The 19,052-nt window shown below is 72.0% G+C and carries 14 protein-coding genes; 2 read left to right on the top strand and 12 right to left on the bottom strand.

What is annotated here, in order from left to right; all coding sequences use genetic code 11:
* Nucleotides 1-37: 37 nt before the first annotated feature.
* The 10 genes from D1350_RS00845 to D1350_RS23515 form a co-directional block, all read right to left on the bottom strand.
* Nucleotides 38-4,804, bottom strand: coding sequence for an ExeM/NucH family extracellular endonuclease (locus tag D1350_RS00845; RefSeq protein ID WP_420807787.1), 4,767 nt, complete (start codon nt 4,802-4,804; stop codon nt 38-40).
* A 220-nt stretch (nt 4,805-5,024) separates the two neighbouring features.
* On the bottom strand, nt 5,025-5,396 hold the full coding sequence (locus tag D1350_RS00840) for a sterol carrier family protein (protein ID WP_125772938.1): 372 nt from the start codon (nt 5,394-5,396) through the stop codon (nt 5,025-5,027).
* A 31-nt stretch (nt 5,397-5,427) separates the two neighbouring features.
* The gene (locus tag D1350_RS00835; RefSeq protein WP_125772936.1) at nt 5,428-6,258 is read right to left on the bottom strand and encodes an ABC transporter ATP-binding protein; all 831 of its coding nucleotides are present in this window, start codon (nt 6,256-6,258) and stop codon (nt 5,428-5,430) included.
* Nucleotides 6,258-7,166: an ABC transporter ATP-binding protein gene (locus D1350_RS00830; protein ID WP_125772934.1), complete on the bottom strand. Its 909-nt coding sequence runs from the start codon at nt 7,164-7,166 to the stop codon at nt 6,258-6,260. The genes D1350_RS00835 and D1350_RS00830 overlap by 1 nt, the downstream gene beginning before the upstream one ends.
* Nucleotides 7,163-8,047: an ABC transporter permease gene (locus tag D1350_RS00825; RefSeq protein WP_125772932.1), complete on the bottom strand. Its 885-nt coding sequence runs from the start codon at nt 8,045-8,047 to the stop codon at nt 7,163-7,165. The genes D1350_RS00830 and D1350_RS00825 overlap by 4 nt, the downstream gene beginning before the upstream one ends.
* On the bottom strand, nt 8,040-9,032 hold the full coding sequence (locus tag D1350_RS00820; RefSeq protein WP_125772930.1) for an ABC transporter permease: 993 nt from the start codon (nt 9,030-9,032) through the stop codon (nt 8,040-8,042). The genes D1350_RS00825 and D1350_RS00820 overlap by 8 nt, the downstream gene beginning before the upstream one ends.
* Nucleotides 9,033-9,060: 28 nt before the next feature.
* A complete protein-coding gene (locus D1350_RS00815; RefSeq protein WP_125772928.1) occupies nt 9,061-10,737 on the bottom strand; it encodes an ABC transporter substrate-binding protein in 1,677 nt (558 codons plus the stop codon).
* Nucleotides 10,738-10,872: 135 nt separating this feature from the next.
* Nucleotides 10,873-12,720 (bottom strand): RNB domain-containing ribonuclease, encoded by a 1,848-nt coding sequence (locus D1350_RS00810; protein WP_206074375.1) that lies wholly within the window; start codon nt 12,718-12,720, stop codon nt 10,873-10,875.
* A gap of 58 nt (nt 12,721-12,778) precedes the next feature.
* Nucleotides 12,779-13,744 carry an endonuclease/exonuclease/phosphatase family protein gene (locus D1350_RS00805; RefSeq protein ID WP_125772926.1) on the bottom strand — a complete coding sequence of 322 codons (966 nt, stop codon included), beginning with the start codon at nt 13,742-13,744 and terminating at the stop codon, nt 12,779-12,781.
* Nucleotides 13,745-13,796: 52 nt separating this feature from the next.
* Entirely contained in the window at nt 13,797-14,558 is a 762-nt protein-coding gene (locus D1350_RS23515) for a hypothetical protein (protein WP_164544981.1), read from the bottom strand.
* A gap of 140 nt (nt 14,559-14,698) precedes the next feature.
* On the opposite strand from D1350_RS23515, the gene D1350_RS00800 reads away from it, so the two are divergent.
* On the top strand, nt 14,699-15,223 hold the full coding sequence (locus D1350_RS00800; RefSeq protein ID WP_164544980.1) for an RNA polymerase sigma factor: 525 nt from the start codon (nt 14,699-14,701) through the stop codon (nt 15,221-15,223).
* A gap of 10 nt (nt 15,224-15,233) precedes the next feature.
* Entirely contained in the window at nt 15,234-16,013 is a 780-nt protein-coding gene (locus D1350_RS00795) for a hypothetical protein (RefSeq protein WP_125772922.1), read from the top strand.
* A 28-nt stretch (nt 16,014-16,041) separates the two neighbouring features.
* Here the strand turns inward: D1350_RS00795 and D1350_RS00790 are convergent, their stop codons facing one another.
* Together D1350_RS00790 and purL are read right to left on the bottom strand one after the other, a co-directional pair.
* A complete protein-coding gene (locus D1350_RS00790) occupies nt 16,042-16,572 on the bottom strand; it encodes a hypothetical protein (protein ID WP_125772920.1) in 531 nt (176 codons plus the stop codon).
* A 150-nt stretch (nt 16,573-16,722) separates the two neighbouring features.
* Entirely contained in the window at nt 16,723-19,047 is a 2,325-nt protein-coding gene (purL, locus tag D1350_RS00785) for a phosphoribosylformylglycinamidine synthase subunit PurL (RefSeq protein WP_125772918.1), read from the bottom strand.
* Between the last annotated feature and the right edge of the window lie 5 nt (nt 19,048-19,052).

Here is a 19,052-nt window from a genome sequence, read left to right as displayed (position 1 = left end):
AGGTCACAGCCCGGCGTCGGCCGTCTTCAGGAGGGGCTCAGCAGGCGCCGAGGTCCTCCCACGGGCCCCACTTCGAGGCGCCCGGCTCCTGGTTGCGCGTGTACCACCTGGCGGTCCACAGGTGGCCGTCGTGCGCCACGGTGTCGCCGCCCTGGTAGATCCAGGAGTCGGTCCACGCGGTGGTGGTGCCCGACGCGCACTCGACGGTGGCGCCGACCTCGGCCCACGCGCCCCACGCGGAGGCGCCGGGCCTGGCGCCGCGGGTCCACCAGAGGGCCTCGAACACGGTGCCCTCGTAGGTCACGCGGTCACCCGCCGTGTAGACCGACCTGCGGTCCCACTCCGGGAACGCCGGGGCGGTCACCGTCAGCGGGACGCGGACGGTGGTGCCGCTCGGGGCGGCTGTGACGAGCAGCGTGTGCTCGCCTGCCGTGGTGCCCTCGGGGACGGTGACCGCGACCGTGGCCGCGCCCGCCGACACCGGGAAGTCGCCGAGCGCCGTGCCCTGCTCCGCAGTGCCTCCGACGGGCACGAGGTACGCGCTCACCGAGGTGTTCTCGGGCGAGCCGAGCGAGGTCAGGTTCAGGCTCGAGACGCCCACCTCGACGGCGGCACCGGCCTCCACCGCACCGGGGAGCTCGCCGACGACGACCCGCGTACGGGCGAACGACGGCGTGATCGGCGAGTTGCCCCGGAGGTACGCGATCCAGGCGTCACGGTCGATGAGGCCCGAGTCGCGGCCCCCCGTGCCCTGCGTGAAGACCCGGAAGTTGTCGCCGCCGGAGATCAGGAAGGAGAACGTCGCCACGCGGTACTCGGCGGCCGGGTCGACCGGCACGCCGTCGATGGAGATCGACGTGACGTTGTCGCCGGGCGTCGCCAGCGGGTCGGCGGTGCGGACCGTGTAGGACACGTTGTCCGACAGGCCGAGCGCCAGGTACGGGCGCGAGGGGCGGTTGCCCGCCGCGTCCGTCTGCCACTGCTGCTCGAGCAGCTCGTCGATCTGCGCACCGGTCAGCGTGATGGTCCACAGGTTGTTGACGAACGGCAGGACCGCGTTCGCCTCGGCGTACGTGATGGTGCCGTCCGGGGCGAAGCGGAGCTCGTTGCGGAGGCCGCCCGGGTTGACCACGCCGAGGTCGGCGCCGCCGCGCGTCTCGTCCGCGAGCGTGTCGCGGAGCGAGTTCGCCACCAGGTTGCCGAGCGCGGACTCGGAGGCGCGGTCGTCCCGCGCCCCACCCGTCCACACCCCGTTGACGTACGAGCCGCCGGCGAAGGCGCTCGTCACGTCGGCGGTCACGGAACCCACGGGCTGGGCACCGATCACGTTCGCCTCGGCCAGGGCGGCGTCGACGATCGTCTTGACCTCCGCGACGCGGGGGTAGGTCGCGACCAGGGTCGCGTCAGCCGTGGTGGTGCGAGCGACGTTCTGGACCGTGTAGTCGAGCACCGCGAAGGTCTGCGGGTCGACGGAGAACGAGATGTGGCCGAGGAACTCGCCGTAGTTGCCCGTCTGGATGATCGGGCGGGTGGCACCCTCGACCCCGGGGACGGGGGCGTCCCACGCGTACTGCTTGTGGGTGTGGCCGGTCAGGATGGCCGACACGCGGGCGTCCGTCTCGGTCACGAGCCGGGCGAAGGGGCCGCCTGCGGCGATCTCCTCCTCCAGCGTGGCGCCGTCGGGCGTTCCGGCGCTCGCGCCGTCGTGCACCAGGGCGATGACCACGTCGGCCTCGCCGTTCGCCGGGTCGCCGTCGAGCAGCTCGCCGGTCACCCGGTTGAGGGCGGCGACGGGGTCGCCGAACTCCAGGCCCGCGACGCCGGACGGCGTCACCAGCGTGGGCGTCTCCTGGGTGACGACACCGACGAAGCCGACCCGGACGCCGTCGGCCTCCACGACCTCGTACGCCGGAAGGGCCGGCTCACCGGTGGACTCGTCGTAGACGTTCGCGCCCAGGTGGTCGAAGTCCGTGGTGTCCTCGACGCGGCCCGTGAGGTCTGCGAAGCCCTGGTCGAACTCGTGGTTGCCCACCGCGGAGGTGGCCAGGCCGAGCGCGTCCAGCACGTCGAGGGTCGGCTGGTCCTGCTGCAGCGCGGACGCGAACAGCGAGGCGCCGATGTTGTCGCCGGCCGACACGAAGAGCGTGCCCTCCGGGTTCTCGGCCCGGATCCCCTCGACGGTCCCGGCGAACTTCACCGTGTTGGCGTCGATACGACCGTGGAAGTCGTTGATGTTGACCAGGTCGAGCTCGATCGGGTCCGCGACGAGGTCGAGCCCGACGATCGCCGGGTTGTGGTCGGACGACCGGAACGGACCGTCCTCGTAGAAGAGCGTGCCGTGGTAGTTGTACCGGCTGTACTCCAGCGCGACGGACTCCTCGGCGTTGATCTCCCACACGTCCGCGCCGGTCGCCAGCGCCATGGCCGGGCCGTTGAGGAGCACGTGGTCGAGCGAGCCGGACTGGCCGCTGAACGAGTACGAGTGCTGGCCTGCGGCCAGGGTCGCTGCCGCGTTCGTGTAGCCCGCGGCGTAGAGGACCTGCATCGGGTCCTCCTGCGTGTACGCGTTGAAGTCACCCACGAGGGCGACCGGCTGCGCCGGCTCCGTCACGGTCGCGACCCAGTCGCGCAGCGCGGTGGCCTGGCGGACACGGGACTCGTTGGACGAGCCCTGGCCGTCGCCCGTGTCGGCGTCGCCCGGCCACGGACCCGCCGAGCCCTTCGACTTGAAGTGGTTGACGGCGACGAAGAACGACTCGCCACCACCCACGGGCGCGAACGCCTGACCGACGGGCTCGCGGGCGTTGTCGAACGCCTCGCCGGTGCCGCTGAGCTCGCCCAGCGCACGGGACGCACCGACGCGCTCCACGGCGGCCGGCTGGAAGATGATCGCGTTGGTGATGACGTCCATCTCGGAGGCCGGCGGCAGGTCGGCCGACGACGGCACGTACGCCCACTTCTCGGACCCGGCCGCGGCGTTGAGCGCGGCGACCAGCGTCGCGGTGGCCTCGTCCGGCGTCTCGCCGAGCGCGAACGAGTTCTCGATCTCCAGGAGGCCGACCACGTCGGCGTCGAGACCGTTGATCGCCGCGACGATCTTGGCCTGCTGGCGGGCCAGGTCCTCGGCCTCGTAGGCGCCGCGCGGGCCGTTGCCCGGGCAGGAGTTGACGGTCACCGGGTCACCGGTGCGGTCGTTGTACGAGGAGCAGCCCGTGAGGTGCTCGCCCAGCGTGGTGAAGTAGTTCAGCACGTTGAACGACGCGACGGAGACGTCACCGCCGACGACCTCGGGGGCCGCGGGACGGTCGTTCTCGAAGACGGCGGGCTTGGCACCGTCGGCCGTCACCTGGCGCGTGGGGTTCAGCTTCCACGCGTTGTTCCGGTAGTCGACGATCACGGGCTCGGTGAAGTCCACCGAGGCGCCCACGCGGACCGGGCTGGCCAGCGAGATGTAGGGCGGGGTGAGGCCCGAGTTCGCCGAGGAGAGGAAGTTGACCGACGCGCCGTCGTCCAGCGTGACCGCGCGCTCCGCGTTCTGCGCGGCCTGCGCGGCGGCCTCCGGCGTGCCGGGGCGGGCCACGTCGGTGGGCTGCACCAGCGGGCCGTCGCCGAAGGCGAGGCCGACCTCGGAGAAGTTGTTCGCCGTGAAGGTGTTGGAGATCGTCCAGCTGTCCCCGGCGTCGTAGAGCATCGACTCGAGCGACTCGCGGACGGCGCCCGTGGCGGGCCAGGGGAGCACGGCGGGGGTCACGGAGCCCGTGCCCAGGACCTGCAGGCCGGCAGCCGCGGTCACCGTGATCTCGGTGAGGCCCTGGAACTCGGAGACGGCGCCGGTGACGCGCACCAGGTCACCGACCTGGACCAGGTCGTCCGTGGCGGACGAGAACACGAAGACGGCGTCCGACGCCGTGTGCGTGGCCGGGTCGATCGGGCCGCCGGTCCCGGCGGTCTGGACGGTGTAGCCGTTGAAGCCACCGGTCGGGTACGTGGCGGTGACCACGCCCTCTGTGGTGACGGTCCGGCCGGCCAGCGGGGAGGCAGCGCCCGCGCCCTGGATCTCGGCGATCGGGGTGACGCCGGCCGGGTCGCTCGGGGTCGGCGACGGGCTCGGGTCGGACGGCGACGGGCTGGGGGTGGGCTCCGTGCCCGGACCCGCGTTCGTCGGGGTGGGCGTGCCCGCCGTGAAGTCCGCGGCGTTGTCCGCCGTGTTGACGTGGTTCGTGCGCGAGACCGAGGTGGCGTTGGTCGTCGCCGGAGCCGGTGCGGTGCCCGCGTAGGAGCTTGCGGTGGCACCCCAGCCGACGAGGTCGGCGACCGCCGGGTCAGTGGCGCAGGCGACGCCGGCGCAGCCGAGGCGAGCCGTGGCGTTGACGAGCGCGACCTTGGCCCCGCTGCCGGACATCGCGATGGTGCCCGTCGCGTCCGGCGTCGGGAGCGCGGGGAGCGTCGTGTTGCTCCCGGTGGCCTGGCCGACCAGGAACGAGCCGTGCGCGGGGATGGTGCCCGTGAGGTTCGTCTGCGAGCCGTTGGCCCACGTGCCGGTCGCCGAGGCGTACTGCACCGACCAGCCGTCGAGCGAGACCGGCTGGTCCGTCGTGTTGTAGAGCTCGATGAAGTCCTGCGCGAAGGCGGCGCCGCTGTTGCCGCCGCCTCCGTACACCTCGTCGATGATCACGGCCGCGGCCGATGACACCTCGGCCTCGGCCGGTACGGCGAACACGAGTGCTGCGGGCAACGCGAGGGACGCGGAGAGGGCCGAGGCTACGGCCCTTCTGCGTCCTGGGGATCGGAGCGTGGATGTCACGCTGACTCCTTCTGCAGTAAGGAAGATTGTGGGCCGCTCACAGCCGGGACCAACCAACCACGACTCTGTGAACCAGCGGTTACGGCAGGGACACTCCCACGGGAACGTCGTTCCAGGGGGGCGTCTTGCGCAGCCCACGGCTTGGTGTGACGCCGAGGGTAGCGGCGGACGCGCGTTCCCGCTGACCAACTCGCGGGTGATCCACGCCACCCGGGGCGGCTCAGCGCTCGCGCGCGGCCTGCAGCGGCAGGAGCGGGGAGAGGTCCGCACGCTCCCCGGACGCGCGGACCCGGCCGTCCGCGACGGCGTCGTCCCAGGCCAGCCTGCCCGTGACGAGGCCGAGCCACGTCTCCGGGTCCGTCTCGACCACGTTGGGCGGCGTCCCCCGCGTGTGCCGGGGGCCTTCGACGGCCTGGACCGCGCCCGCGGGCGGGACCCGCACCTCGACCGACGACCCGGGCGCCACGTCGGCGAGCTCCTCGAGCGTGAAGCGGACCGCGGTGGTCACCTCGGCGCGGGTCGCCTCGCCGCGCGACCACGCGCCCAGGGCGAGACGACCTGCGGGCGGAGGGGTCCGGCGTCGGGCAGGCACGGGACGAGCCTACGCACGTCGCGACCACGACCTAGGACGCCGCGAGCTCCGCCCGCACCTCGTCACGGAGCCGGCCGTGCCGGGCGGGGTCCGGCGCCGCCGCGAGGAGCGTCTTCGTGTACTCGTGCTGCGGGTCGAGGATCACCCGGTCGGACGGCCCGCGCTCCACCACCTGACCGCGGTACATGACGAGGATCTCGTCGCTGAAGTGGCGCGCCGTGGCGAGGTCGTGGGTGATGTACAGGACCCCGAGGTTCTCCTCGCGCTGCAGCCGGGCGAGGAGGTTGAGGACGCCGAGGCGGATGGAGACGTCGAGCATGGAGACGGGCTCGTCGGCGACCAGGAAGCGCGCGCCGGGGGCCAGTGCCCGCGCGATCGCGACGCGCTGACGCTGCCCGCCCGACATCTCGTGCGGCCGCTTGGCGGCGTACGTCTCCGCGGGCGTGAGCTGGACCCGCTCGAGCAGCTCGTGCACGCGCGCGGTCACGCCCTCCCGGTTACGCTCCAGCCCGTGCAGCCGGATCGGCCGCTCGAGGTGGTGCGCCACGGGGTGGAACGGGTTGAGCGACGCGAACGGGTCCTGGAAGACCATCTGCACCTCGTGCCGGTAGGCACGCAGGGCGTTGCGGCTCCCCGACACGGGCCTGCCGTCCAGCAGGATCTCGCCGGACGACGGCGTCTCCAGCCGCGCGAGCGTGCGCGCCACCGTCGACTTGCCCGACCCCGACTCGCCCACGAGCGCGACGGTCTTCCCGGCCTCCAGCGTGAACGACACGTCGTCGACCGCACGGAGGCGCGAGCGCCGCAGGCCGTGGCCCACGCGGAAGTCCTTGACGAGGTTCCTGACCTCGAGCGTTCCCATCAGGCGGTCCCTTCCAGCGCGGGGGTGGCGGCGGCCTGGTCGTCGGACGCGGGTGCCCGCACGACCGGGCCGGCCGCCTCGCCCGTCCGCACGAAGTCGCCCCGCTCGCCGGTGAGGCTCGGGAACGACTCCAGGAGACGCTGCGTATAGGCGTGCTGCGGCCGCTCGTACAGGTTCTCGGCGGTGTCCAGCTCGACGATCGCGCCCTCCAGCATCACGGCGATCCGGTCGCTGATCTCGATGAGCAGCGGCAGGTCGTGCGTGATGAAGACGACGGCGAACCCGAGCCGCTCTCGGAGGCGCATGATCTCGCGCAGGATCCCGCGCTGGACGACGACGTCGAGCGCGGTGGTGGGCTCGTCCATGATCATGACCTGCGGCTCCAGCGCGAGGGCCATGGCGATCATGACCCGCTGGCGCATGCCGCCGGACAGCTGGTGCGCGTAGCTGTCGAGCCGCGAGGGATCGACGTCCACGAGGCGCAGCAGCTCCGCAGCCCGCTCCGCCCGCTCGGCGCGGGGCATGCCCGGCCGGTGGGTGGTGAGGACGTCGTCGATCTGGGCGCGCACGGTGATCACCGGGTTGAGCGAGTTCATCGCGCCCTGGAACACCATGGACACCTTGTCCCAGCGGAACGCGCGGAGCGCGTCGCCGTCGAGGGCCGTGACGTCGATGTCCTCGCCGCCCCGGTCGTGGAAGACGATCTCGCCGGAGGTGAGCACCGCCGGGGGCTTGAGCAGCCGGGTGAGCCCGTAGGCGAACGTCGTCTTGCCGCAGCCGGACTCGCCGGCGAGCCCGAGGATCTCGCCCCGGTGCAGGGTGAGGGACACGTCGCGCACGGCCCGGACCACGGGTGCGGTCCGGTACTCGATCGACACGCCCCGGGCGGTCAGCACAGGCTCGCTCATGCGCTCGCCCCCGCCTTCGGTGCCCGACGCCGGACGGCGGGGTCCGCCACGACGCGCAGCTTGGGGTTGACCACCTCGTCGATGGAGAAGTTGACGAGCGACAGGCCCGCGCCGAACACGGCGATCATCAGACCTGGTGGCACGAACCACCACCAGGCACCTGCAGACATCGCGTTACCGCCGTTCGCATCGGTGATCATGGTCCCCCAGGTGATGGAGCCGCTCGGGCCGAGACCGAGGAAGGAGAGCCCGGCCTCGCCGAGGATCGCGAGGATCAGCGCGCTGAGGAACTGCGCGGCGAGGAGGGGCAGGAGGTTGGGCATGATCTCGACGAGGAGGATGCGGAACGTCCGCTCGCCGGCCACCTGCGCCGCTCCGACGTAGTCGCGGGACCGCAGGGACCGCGCCTGGGAACGCAGGACGATCGCCGAGCCCGCCCAGCTCGTGATGCCGAGGATGAACGCCACGAGCCAGATGCTGCGGCTCTCGGCGTAGACGGCGATCACCATGACCAGCGGCAGGCCGGGGATGACCAGCATGACGTTGGTGCCCATGCTGAGGATCTCGTCGGTCCAGCCGCCGGCGTACCCGGCGAAGATCCCGAAGATCAGGGACAGGACGATCGCGATGGCTGCGGCGATCACGCCGACGATCAGCGAGCCGCGTGCACCGTGGGCGAGCTGCGCCAGCACGTCGTAGCCCAGCTTGGTGGTGCCGAGCAGGTGGTCGACGTTCGGCGGCAGGAAGGCGTCGTTCCCGGAGAACCGCGGGTTCTGGGTGAAGAACGGCGCGACGATCGCGAAGAGGACGATGGCGACGACGATCGCGAGCCCGGTCACCGACTTCGCGGAGCGGGAGGGCAGGATCCGGTTCTCAGCCATTCTGACGTGTCCTCGGGTCGACGAAGCCGTAGACGATGTCCATGAGGAACGTCGCCGCGAGCACGGTGAGAGTGATGACGAGGAACAGGCCCTGCATGAGGGCGTAGTCGTTCCCCTGCACCGCGGTGATCATGAGCTTGCCGAGGCCCGGATAGGTGAAGACCTGCTCCATGACGATGGAGCCGGTGACCACGAACGCGAGCGAGATGCCGAAGCCCGCGATCGACGGCAGAGCGGCGTTCCGCACCGCATAGCCGAGCAGGATCCGCGAGCGCCGCAGCCCCTTGGCCTCGGCGGTGGTGATGTAGTCCTCGGAGAGGGTGGCCACCATCATGTTGCGCATCCCGAGGAGCCAGCCGCCGAAGGACGACAGCACCACGGTGAGGGCGGGCAGGAGGCCGTGGTACAGCACCGAGCCGGCGAACTCCATCGTGGCTTCGGGCCCGTTGAAGGTGAAGACGTCGTAGCCGCCGATGCGCGGGAACCAGGGGTTGACCACGGCGAACCCGTAGACGAGCAGCAGCGCCACCCAGAAGTAGGGGAGCGACTGCAGCAGCGTGGACCCCGGGATGATGTGGTCCACCCAGGTTCCGCGCCTCCAGCCGATCCATGCCCCGGCGGCGATGCCGATCACGAACGAGATGATCGTCGCGAGGCCGAGGAGCCCGAGGGACCACGGCAGCGCCGCGCCGATGAGCTCGGTGACCGGGGTGGGGAACTTGGTGAACGAGACCCCCAGGTCCCCCCGGAACAGGTTGCCGAGGTAGGCGACGTACTGCTCCCAGATGTTCTGGTCGGTGTCGGATCCGAGGAGGAGCCGGATGGTGCGTTCCACGCCGGGGGCGATCTCGCCGTTGCGGGCCATCTTGGCCAGCATGATCTCGGCAGGATCGCCCGGCATGAGCCGGGGGATCAGGAAGTTGAACGAGATCGCCGCCCACACCGTGATGGCGTAGAAGATGATGCGCCGCACGAAGTACCTCACTGGTGCGCCCCTCCTCGGACCCGAGCCATCACTCGACCGGCTCGAGGTTCGCCAGGATGTAGCCGGCGGAGACGGCGCCCCACGACGGCGGGAACGCGTACAGGTCGTCCTCGGTGGGCCAGCCGGTGAACTCGGCGTCGTTGTAGAACGTCTGCGTCGCGTTGATCACGAGGGGGATGTACGGCAGGTCCCGGCTGATCTCGTGCTGGATCTCCGTGTAGGCCGCCATCTTGGCCTGCTCGTCGGACGCGGCGGCGGCGGTCGCGACGGCCGCGTCGACCACCGGGTTGGAGTAGCGCGTGAAGTTCCACTCGCCGGCCTCGAGCTGCGTGCCGACGGGCTGCGTGTACTCGCCGGAGAACCAGTCGCGGTAGATCTGGAACGGGTCGGCCATGCTGGTGCCGATCACGCCGCCCATGATGAGCTGGAAGTTGCCGGACTGGCGGTTGTCCGAGAACTCCTGCCAGGTGACGGTCGTCGCGGTGACCTTGATGCCGGCCGCGGCGGCCTGCTCCTCGATCAGCTTGGCGGCGTCGTTGTAGTCGGTCCAGCCCTCGACGGAGACGAGCTCGAGCTCGACGGGGGCGCCGTCCTTCGCGTAGATGCCGTCAGCGCCCTTGGCGTAGCCGGCGGCCTCGAGCACGGCGGTGGCGGCGTCGACGTCGGCTGCCTGCGGGCTCTGCTTGTCGACGTCGGGAGCGATCCACTGGTCGTCGCGTCCGAGGAGCGCGAAGGTGGGCGAGATCGTGCCGGTCAGGCCGACGAACGCCTTCTCGTTGATCGTGCCGCGATCGAGGGCGAGGTTGAGGGCCTGGCGCACAGCCACGTCGGTCTGCGGGCCGGCACAGCCGAGCTCGGCGTTGGCGCACGTGTACAGCACCGTGGGGTCCTGCGGGGTGTTGACGTAGCCCGCGGGGCCGCCGGCGGCGGCGATGCCCTCCGGGTCGGGCACGAACATGGCCGCCCAGTCGAGGTCGCCGGACTTGAGGAGGTCCTCGGCGGACGCGTTCGCGTCGATGCCCAGGTAGCGCACCGACTTCACCGCCGGCTTGCCCTCCTGCCAGTAGCTCTCGTTGGCGACCAGCGTGTACGAGGCCTCCGACACGGTGTCGACCGTGTAGGGACCGGTGCCGACCGGGGTCTCGTTGGCCCAGGTGGTGGCCTCCTCGACCGACTTCTCGGACCAGACGTGCTCGGGCAGCATCCAGGCGCCGCCGAGGATGGCGAACTCGTTGGTGAACTGCGGCTCGCTGTACGTGAGGACCACGGTGGTGTCGTCGGTCGCCTCGGCGGACTCGAGGTACGTGGACTTCGTGATCTCGTTGGTGAACGAGTAGACGACGTCGTCGACGGTGAACGCCTCGCCGTCGCTCCACTCGACGCCCTGCCGCACCGTGACCGTCAGGACGGTGCCGTCCTCGTTCCACTCGAACGTCTCGCCCAGCATCGGGACGGGGTCGCCGCCGCCGGCCTTGTTGTAGAGGAAGAGCGTCTCGTAGACGGGGCCGAGCGCGCCGTGCAGCACCGTGGGCGCGAACGGGTTGAAGTTCGCGGTGATGGGGGTCTGGCTACCGGCCCAGACGTTCAGCGTGGGGGCTGCGGCGCCGTCCTGCTCCTCGCCGGTGCCGGAGCACCCTGCCAGGAGCGTGGCGCTGGTGAGCGCGGCGGCCAGGAGCAGCCGCCCGCGGGCGCGTCGTCGGATCATGTCGTTCCTCTCGCGTCGGCGGCGCGACGGCGTCGCGCGGTGTCCACCGGGGTGTTACGAAGGACACCTAACTAAAACGCGGCGAGAACAACGAGAGGGAAAACCCGTAACTTCGTATTACGGTCAGGCCACGGTCTACGTGATCTCCCGTAGACGGGCGCCGCCCGAGGACGGATCGGCGGGGCTGACCGCAGGCACGTCGAACGCCCCGAAGGGCACCTCCTCGACCAGCCCGTACGGGAGCTCGAGGGCCGCGCGCGGGATCTCGCCCGACGGGTGCGGCGGCAGCACGACCGGCGCCTGCGGCTGCTCGCCCGACGACGCGGTCCACGGTGTCTCGGGAGCCTGGGTCTCGGGGGCCTGGGCGGCCTCCGGATCGGCCGACGGCGCAGACCCGGCCCCGGCAGCCGTCGGGACTGCCGACGGCGTGGCGCCGGCCCGGGCGCCCAGGAGGCCGAACAGGACGGTGCGCTCGGTGACCGAGGCCTCGTGGAGCTTGACGCGGACCGCCTCGCCGAGAGGCAGGGCCGGGCCCTCGACGCGTGCCCGCACGGCCGGGTCGCTCAGGACCACGAGGCCGCGCTGGGGCGCGCGCTCCTTGCCCGCGCCCTCCCGGCCCGCTCCCTCCCGGCCCGCGCTCCGGCCGGACCGGGCGCGCTGGTCGTCGACGTCGACGACCACGCCGTCGAACTCGTCGCCCACGCGGTCCCGCAGCAGGGCCGCCTCGACGATGTCCACGCAGGCCCGCTCGAAGCCGGAGGCGAGCCGGCCGCCGTCGGACATCTCCTGGGGGAGGTTCGGCAGGGCCTCGAGAACCCACTCCGGGACGGGCTTGCCCGCCGCGACGGCGAGGCAGATCTCCGTGCCGTAGCGGTCCACCAGGCGGCGCAGGGGCGCCGTGACGTGGGCGTAGTCCGCGGCGATCGCGGCGTGCCGCGTGTGCGCGGGCGGCGGCACGACGGCGCCGCTCTCGCCCGGCATGCCGAACGCGACGTACGCGGCGCCCCGGAAGAGCGACGTGGCTTCGTTCTGGAAGGCCGCGTGCTCCGGGATGCGCGACTCGAGCGTCGGCAGGAGCTCGGAGTAGGCGACGTCGTCGGGCCAGACGATGCGCAGGGCGCGCGCCGTACGGCGGAGGCGCGCGAGGTCGCGCGGGTCGGCGTCCGGGAGGGTCCGCAGGACACCCACGCCCGCATCACGCATCAGGCGCGCGGCGGCCATGCCCGTGAGCAGCGAGATCTGGGCGTTCCACCCCTCGATCGGCAGCGTGCGGCGGAAGGTCAGGCCGAACGAGCCGTCCTCCCGCTGATGGATCTCCTGCTCCGGCACGTCCAGCGAGACACCGCCCCGCTCGCGCTCCAGCGACTGGCGCAGCCGGCCCACGTCCGCGAGCAGCTGCAGGGACTCCCCCGCCGTGCCGTCGTCCAGGCTCGCCTGGGCCTGGTCGTAGGTGAGGCGGGCCCGGCTGCGCACGAGCGCCCGGCCGACCGTGGTCGACGTGATCTCGCCGCGCGGGTCGAGGCCGATCGTCCACAGGACGGCGGGCCGGTCCTCGTCGGGCAGCAGGCTGGCCGCGCCCTCCGACAGGACCGTGGGGTGCAGCGGCGTCCGGGCCTCCGGTCCGTAGACCGTCTGCACGCGCGCGTGCACCTCGGAGTCCAGCGCACCGCCCGGCGTGACGAACGCGCCCAGGTCGGCGATGGCGTACCGGACGATATACCCCTCGCCCGACTGCGCGACGTGCACCGCCTGGTCGAGGTCGAGGGAGCCAGGCGGGTCGATGGTCACGAACTCGACGTCGCGGCGGTCCTGACGGTCAGCGGAGACGTCGCGCTCGGCGGCCTCGCGGGCCTCGTCGAGCACCGCGGGCGGGAACATCGCCGGCAGGCCGAGCTCGGTACGGAGCACGGCAAAAGCATCGGCGACCTCGTCGGACAGGGACTTGTCGACTGCGGGAGCTAGGCGCATCTGGCGGGTGGGCACGGGTTGAACATAGTTGGAAGCCCTATATCAGGCACGTGGAACGGCCGATCCGGACGAGTCAGGGGACCGCCACCGTGGCTACGACCGCCCGGTGGTCGGTGCCCGGGAGGGTGACCGCGACGACGTCGGACACCCGCATGTCGTTCTCGACCACGACGTGGTCCAGCGCCAGGACCGGTGGGATCTGCCGGTCCGCCGGCCAGGTGAAGGCCGTGCCGGTTCCCCACGCGCGGCTGGCGTCCTGGAACCGGTCGCCCAGCACCGCCCGGAAGGACGGGTGGTCGAAGGTTGCGTTGAAGTCGCCCGCGAGAACCTGCGGTGTGCCGTCCGCGTGCACCCGGTCCGCGAGGACCGCGAGCTCGTCGTGCCACCGCCCGGTGGTGCTCAGGAGCGGCGGGACCGGGTGCACCACGGTGACCCGGACGTCGGTGCCCCCGGCGTCCACCAGGGCGGAAGGCATCGCGAAGCCCGAGTCCGGGCCCTCGTCCACGTCGCGCAGCTCGACGGCGCTCCACAGGCCGCTGCCGGCCGCCGGCTCGTCGAGGCGGTGCGTGGTGCTGTGCGGGAGGACGTCGTCGAGGCCGGCGTCGAACAGGGCGTCGACCAGTCCGGGCGTGAGCTCCTGCACCGCGAGCACCTCGACGTTCTCGTCGCGGACCGCGTCCACCACTGCTTCGGCGTCGACGCGTCCGTAGAGCGCGTTGACGGTCATCACCCGCAGCGTGCCGGGGTCGTCCGGGTCGAGGACGGGCACCGCTGACGTGGAGGGCAGCCAGAACGCCGACATCCAGAAGCCGAAGAAGCCCACCGCCACGATGAGGAGGAAGGCAAGAAAGCTGCGCCGCGCCGCGAGCGCGATCGCGATCAGCGGCACGGTCACGAGCGCCGCCCAGGGGACGAAGCCCACGGCCTGGGCGAGGGGGAACGTGCCGTCGTGCGGCAACGCACGGACCACCGCCAACCCCAGGACCGGGAGAGCCACGAGCCAGAGCAGGACAACGACGAGGCGACGCAGCGGCTTCACCCGCGTCACCGTATCGGTACTGGTGGTCAGGGCCGAACCGAGTCCGCCCCGGTCAGAGCACCCCGCAGGTGGATCCCCAGTCCGAGTGGCCCACGGTGACCTTCTTCCAGATGTGCGTGGAGTACGCGCCGTTCTGGGTCTGGGTCTTCGACGTCGACCGGGTCTGCCCGGAGCTCCACGTGGAGCTGGGGCCGGTGTGGAAGGTGCTGCCCGTCGGGCAGCCGGAGGACCCCGAGCTGATCAGGTAGATGCGCAGGAAGCCGGACACGCTCCCGGACCCGCGGTACGCCCAGGACGTCGTGATCCTGCCGCTGCCCTTCGAGATGCAGATGGTGCCGGGGCCGGACGTCGTCGCGCACCGCGAGCCCCCGGGGACGGCGAGCACGCCGGCATCGGCGCTGGCCGACGCTCTCGTGCCCGCCTCGGCCTGTGCCTCCGCCTGCGCCATCGCGGGCGAGCCGGAGCAGTCCTCCGTGGAGTCGACCCGGGTGGTCACCAGGTCGGCGGGCGCCCCCATCGCTCGGTTGTAGGCGGGGTCGACCTCCTGGACGACCTCGACCGCGGTGAGCACGCAGCCCCGCGACGCCGCCTCAGCCTTCCAGTCCGTGCGCTCGGCAGCGCGCCGGTCGGCGGCCGCCCAGGCCTTCCAGGCTCGCTCCGAGCTTCCCGGCTCAGGGACTCCTGCCGAGTACGCTGTGCCGTTCGCAGGGCCTCGCGTCGTTGCCACGGTGGCTGCCGCCGAGGTCGTGGCTGCCACGAGGCAGAAGGCACCCACGAGGGCAGCAGCGATGCGCAGTACCGGTCTTCCCGCCATCGTTCATCCTCCCGGTCGATCCGAGCCCCCTGCGCGTGGCACCCAAAGTACCGAGACAACACGGAAAACAGAAACATTCATGGTGTAGATCAGGCGCACCTGGCGGCAAGGTACGGGCAGGAGAACAAGGGAGGGCGGTCGTGGACGACGGCGATGCCGCCGATCGGCTGACACGGCTGTGGGTGGCGAACCACGAGGACGTCGCGCGGTTCGTCGCGCGACGGCTCGATGCTGCGCTCGTCGACGACGTCGTCTCCGAGACGTTCCTGGTGGCCTGGCGGCGCCTGGACGACGTGCCGGAGGACGCCCGGCCGTGGCTGTTCGGCGTCGCACGCAACGTCATCGCGACCCGGTCCCGCAGCGAGGGGCGGTGGCGCGCCCTGCGCCTGCGGATCGCGCGCCAGCCCGTCGAGGTGACCCGGCCGGAGGACGAAGCGGCGATCGACCGGATCGAGCTCGAGCAGGCGTGGCTGCGGCTCACGGCGGGCGAGCGCGAGGTCATCGCGCTCGTCGCGTGGGACGGGCTGACGACCGAGCAGGCAGCCCGCGTCCTCGGACTGCGTGCCTCCACGTTCTCCGTGCGCCTCACCCGGGCGCGCCGACATCTCGTCGAGGTGCTCGACGCCCTGGCCACCCGCCAGCCGACCCCGTCCCGCAGGCCGTGAGGAGACGACCGTGCACTCTCCCGTGATGAAGGCAGTGGTCGAGCTCGACCCCGCCCGCGCCCTGCGTGCTCCTGGCTCCCCGAACGACCCGGAACTCGCCGCCATCCTGCGCACCGAGCGCCGGGTCCCGCTGCGGACGCGTGCGGGACGCCCGGTCCTGGTGTCCGCCGCCCTCGCGGTCGCCACCGGGATCGCCCTGGTGGTCACCTCGCCGTGGAGCACGCCGACGGCGTTCGCCACGTGGACCCGCGTCCCGTCCCAGGTGTCGTCGGTCGTTCCGGTCGGCCTGGCGACCGAGTGCGAGCCGATGACGCGCTGGCCGGACGACACCGGGCAGCTCTCCGTCGAGGTCCCGGTCCAGCCGGTGCTCACCGAGGTGCGCGGCGACTACACGTACGTGGTCCAGGCAGGGGAGGGTGTCTGGAGCGAGTGCCTCGCCACCGTCGGTACGACGGCGGGTACCTGGGACGTCGTCCAGAACGCCAGCCTGACGCCGGAGCCACTCGACACCGTCCTGCCCGCAGCGGACGGCCTCCTCACCCTCCACCACGGGACCACCTCGTGGACCTCCGGCAACGCGGGGGCGGGCGCGCTCACGTCGGCGTTCGGCCGGGCCGGGGCCGACGTCGTCGCCGTCGAGGTGGCGCTCGACGACGGGACCACGGCCCGGGCCTCGGTGTCCGACGGGTGGTGGGCGGTGTGGGCTCCCGGGGAGCTGTCCCTCACCGGCGAGGCGACGGCCACGCTGCAGGACGGCAGCACGAGGACTGCGACGATCGAGACTCCCTAGAGCCGGCTGTCGTCCCGCGGCCTCGTGCTCATGCCCTGAGGCTCACCGGCTCCACCGCCTCGCGGAGCATCGCCTCCAGGCGGCGGATCATCCGCAGCACGATCCACAGGGGGATCGCCCCGAAGACTCCGAACGACATGTCGATGAGGGTCCAGCCCCAGGGGATGCCGCGGATGGGACCGCAGATCACGGCGAGCGGGATCACGCCCGCACAGGCGATCAGACCGAACTGGACCACCCACACGTTCCGCACGGGATCGCGGTAGGGACCCCAGAAGGCGACGGCGATGACCAGGTGCGCAAACGCGAGCCAGTCCGTGCCGTAGAGGATGAACGGATGCTGGGCGGCCACCACCTCGTAGCCGGCGCGGACGCGGGTGATCCACTCGGCGAAGGGTGGCAGCCACTCGTCCACCCGCCAGGCCGTGACCATCTGGTCGAGCAGCCGCACCTCGGTGACCATGGGGAACGCCGTCAGGCCGCTGAGCGCCAGGCCCACGATGAACACGATCAACCACGCCCGGATCCGGCGCTGCAGGCCGGCCGCTTCGTCTGTCATGCCGGGAGCGTACTGAGCGGCGAGGCGGTCGCCTGCCAGGAGACGCCACCTCGCTCTTCCGCGACGCTCTCCTCGCTCGTCCAGGGCTGAGCCGCCGGTCGCGGCAGCCCGTCGGATGATCGACAGTTCATCCGACGGGCTGCCGAAGCCTCAACCGAAGATGCGCGGCAGCGTTCCCTCGAACGCCTCGCGTGCCTCGTCGAGCGGCACCTCGAAGACGCCCTCGACCACGACGGCGGACCCACCGGTCACGCCGAGCCGCAGCACCGGCACGCCGGCACCCTCGGCCGCCGCGACGAGCGCGGCCTCGGACTCCGGCGCCACGGCGACGAGCACCCGGGCCGTCGACTCCGAGAACAGCGCGACGAACGGGTCGACGCCGTCGCGGGCGGTCAGGCCCTCCAGCGACACCGACACGCCCGTGCCGAACCGCAGCGAGGACTCCAGCAGCGCCTGGGCGAGGCCGCCCTCCGACAGGTCGTGCGCGGCCGTGACGGTGCCGGCCTTGCGCGCCCCGACGAGCACGGAGGCCAGAGCCTTCTCGGCAGCCAGGTCCACCCGCGGCGGCAGGCCGCCGAGGTGGCGGTGGACGACGTCGGCCCACGCGGAACCGTCGAGCTCGTCACGGGTCACGCCGAGGATCAGCACCGAGAGGCCTGCCTCGCGCCAGCCGGACGGCACGGCGGTGCGGACGTCGTCGAGCACGCCGAGCACGCCCACCACGGGGGTGGGGTGGATCGACGAGTCCACCTGGCCGGGCTCGCCCGTGCCGTTGTAGAGGGAGACGTTGCCCCCGGTGACCGGCACACCCAGCTCCTTGCAGGCGTCGGCAAGGCCCTCGATGGCCTCGACGAGCTGCCACATCGAGTCGGGGTCCTCGGGCGAGCCGAAGTTGAGGCAGTCCGTCACCGCGAGCGGCGTCGCGCCGGCGGTCGCGACGTTGCGGTACGCCTCAGCGAGCGCCAGCGCCGCGCCGGTGCGCGGGTCGAGCTTGCCGTAGCGGCCGTTGGCGTCGGTCGCGAGCGCCACGCCGAGGCCTGTGGTCTCGTCGACGCGGATCACGCCGCCGTCGTCGGGCTGGGCGAGGGCCGTGTTGCCCTGGACGAAGCGGTCGTACTGGTTGGTCACCCACGCCTTGCTCGCCAGGTTCGGCGAGGCGAGCAGCGTCAGCGCGGTCTCCCGGAGCTCCCCGCCCGACGTCGGCCGGGCGAGCCCTGCGGCGACCGTCCCGGAGGCGTTCAGCGCGTCCTGCCAGGCGGGCCGCGCGTAGGGCCGGTGGTACACGGGGCCCTCGTGGGCCACGGTGCGGGGGTCGACGTCCACGATCCGCTGGCCGTGGTGGTCGATCGTCAGGCGGCCGGAGTCGTTGACCTCGCCGATCACGGCGGTCTCGACGTCCCACCGCGACGTGATCGCGAGGAACTCCTCGAGCTTGTCCGGCCGGACGACGGCCATCATGCGCTCCTGCGACTCCGACATGAGGATCTCGCCGGCGTTGAGCGTGGGGTCGCGCAGGAGCACGTCGTCGAGGTCCACGTGCATGCCGCCGTCACCGTTGGAGGCGAGCTCCGAGGTGGCGCACGAGATGCCGGCGGCCCCGAGGTCCTGGATGCCCTCCACGACCTTGGCCGCGTACAGCTCGAGGCAGCACTCGATGAGGACCTTCTCCATGAAGGGGTCGCCCACCTGTACCGACGGGCGCTTGGCGGGGACGCCGTCCTCGAACGTCTCGGACGCGAGGATCGAGGCGCCGCCGATGCCGTCGCCGCCCGTGCGCGCGCCGAAGAGCACCACCTTGTTGCCGATGCCGGAGGCGTTGGCCAGGTGGATGTCCTCGTGGCGGAGCACCCCGACGCAGAGCGCGTTGACGAGCGGGTTGCCCTGGTAGGAGGCGTCGAACACGAGCTCACCGCCGATGTTCGGCAGGCCGAGCGAGTTGCCGTAGCCGCCGACGCCGGACACCACTCCGTGCACGACGCGCGCCGTGTCGGGGTGGTTCACGTCGCCGAAGCGCAGCTGGTCCATGATCGCGACCGGACGCGCGCCCATCGAGATGATGTCGCGGACGATGCCGCCCACGCCGGTCGCCGCACCCTGGTACGGCTCCACGAACGACGGGTGGTTGTGCGACTCGACCTTGAACGTGACGGCCCAGCCGTCGCCGATGTCGACGACGCCGGCGTTCTCGCCGATCCCGACGAGGAGGTGCTCCTTCATCTCGTCGGTGACGCGCTCGCCGAACGTGCGCAGGTGCACCTTCGAGGACTTGTACGAGCAGTGCTCGGACCACATCACCGAGTACATCGCCAGCTCCGCGGCGGTGGGGCGCCGCCCCAGGATGTCCTTGATGCGCTGGTACTCGTCCGGCTTGAGCCCCAGCTCGCCGAACGGCTGGGCCTCGTCGGGGTGGGCGGCCGCGTTCTCGACCGTGTCGAGCTGCGGACGAGAAGGGGCCTGGGACGCGGGCGCGGTCATGTAGT

The sequence above is a fragment of the Antribacter gilvus genome, assembly GCF_003946865.1.
GTDB lineage: Bacteria > Actinomycetota > Actinomycetes > Actinomycetales > Cellulomonadaceae > Antribacter > Antribacter gilvus.
This window is presented reverse-complemented; position numbering and strand designations above follow the sequence as displayed.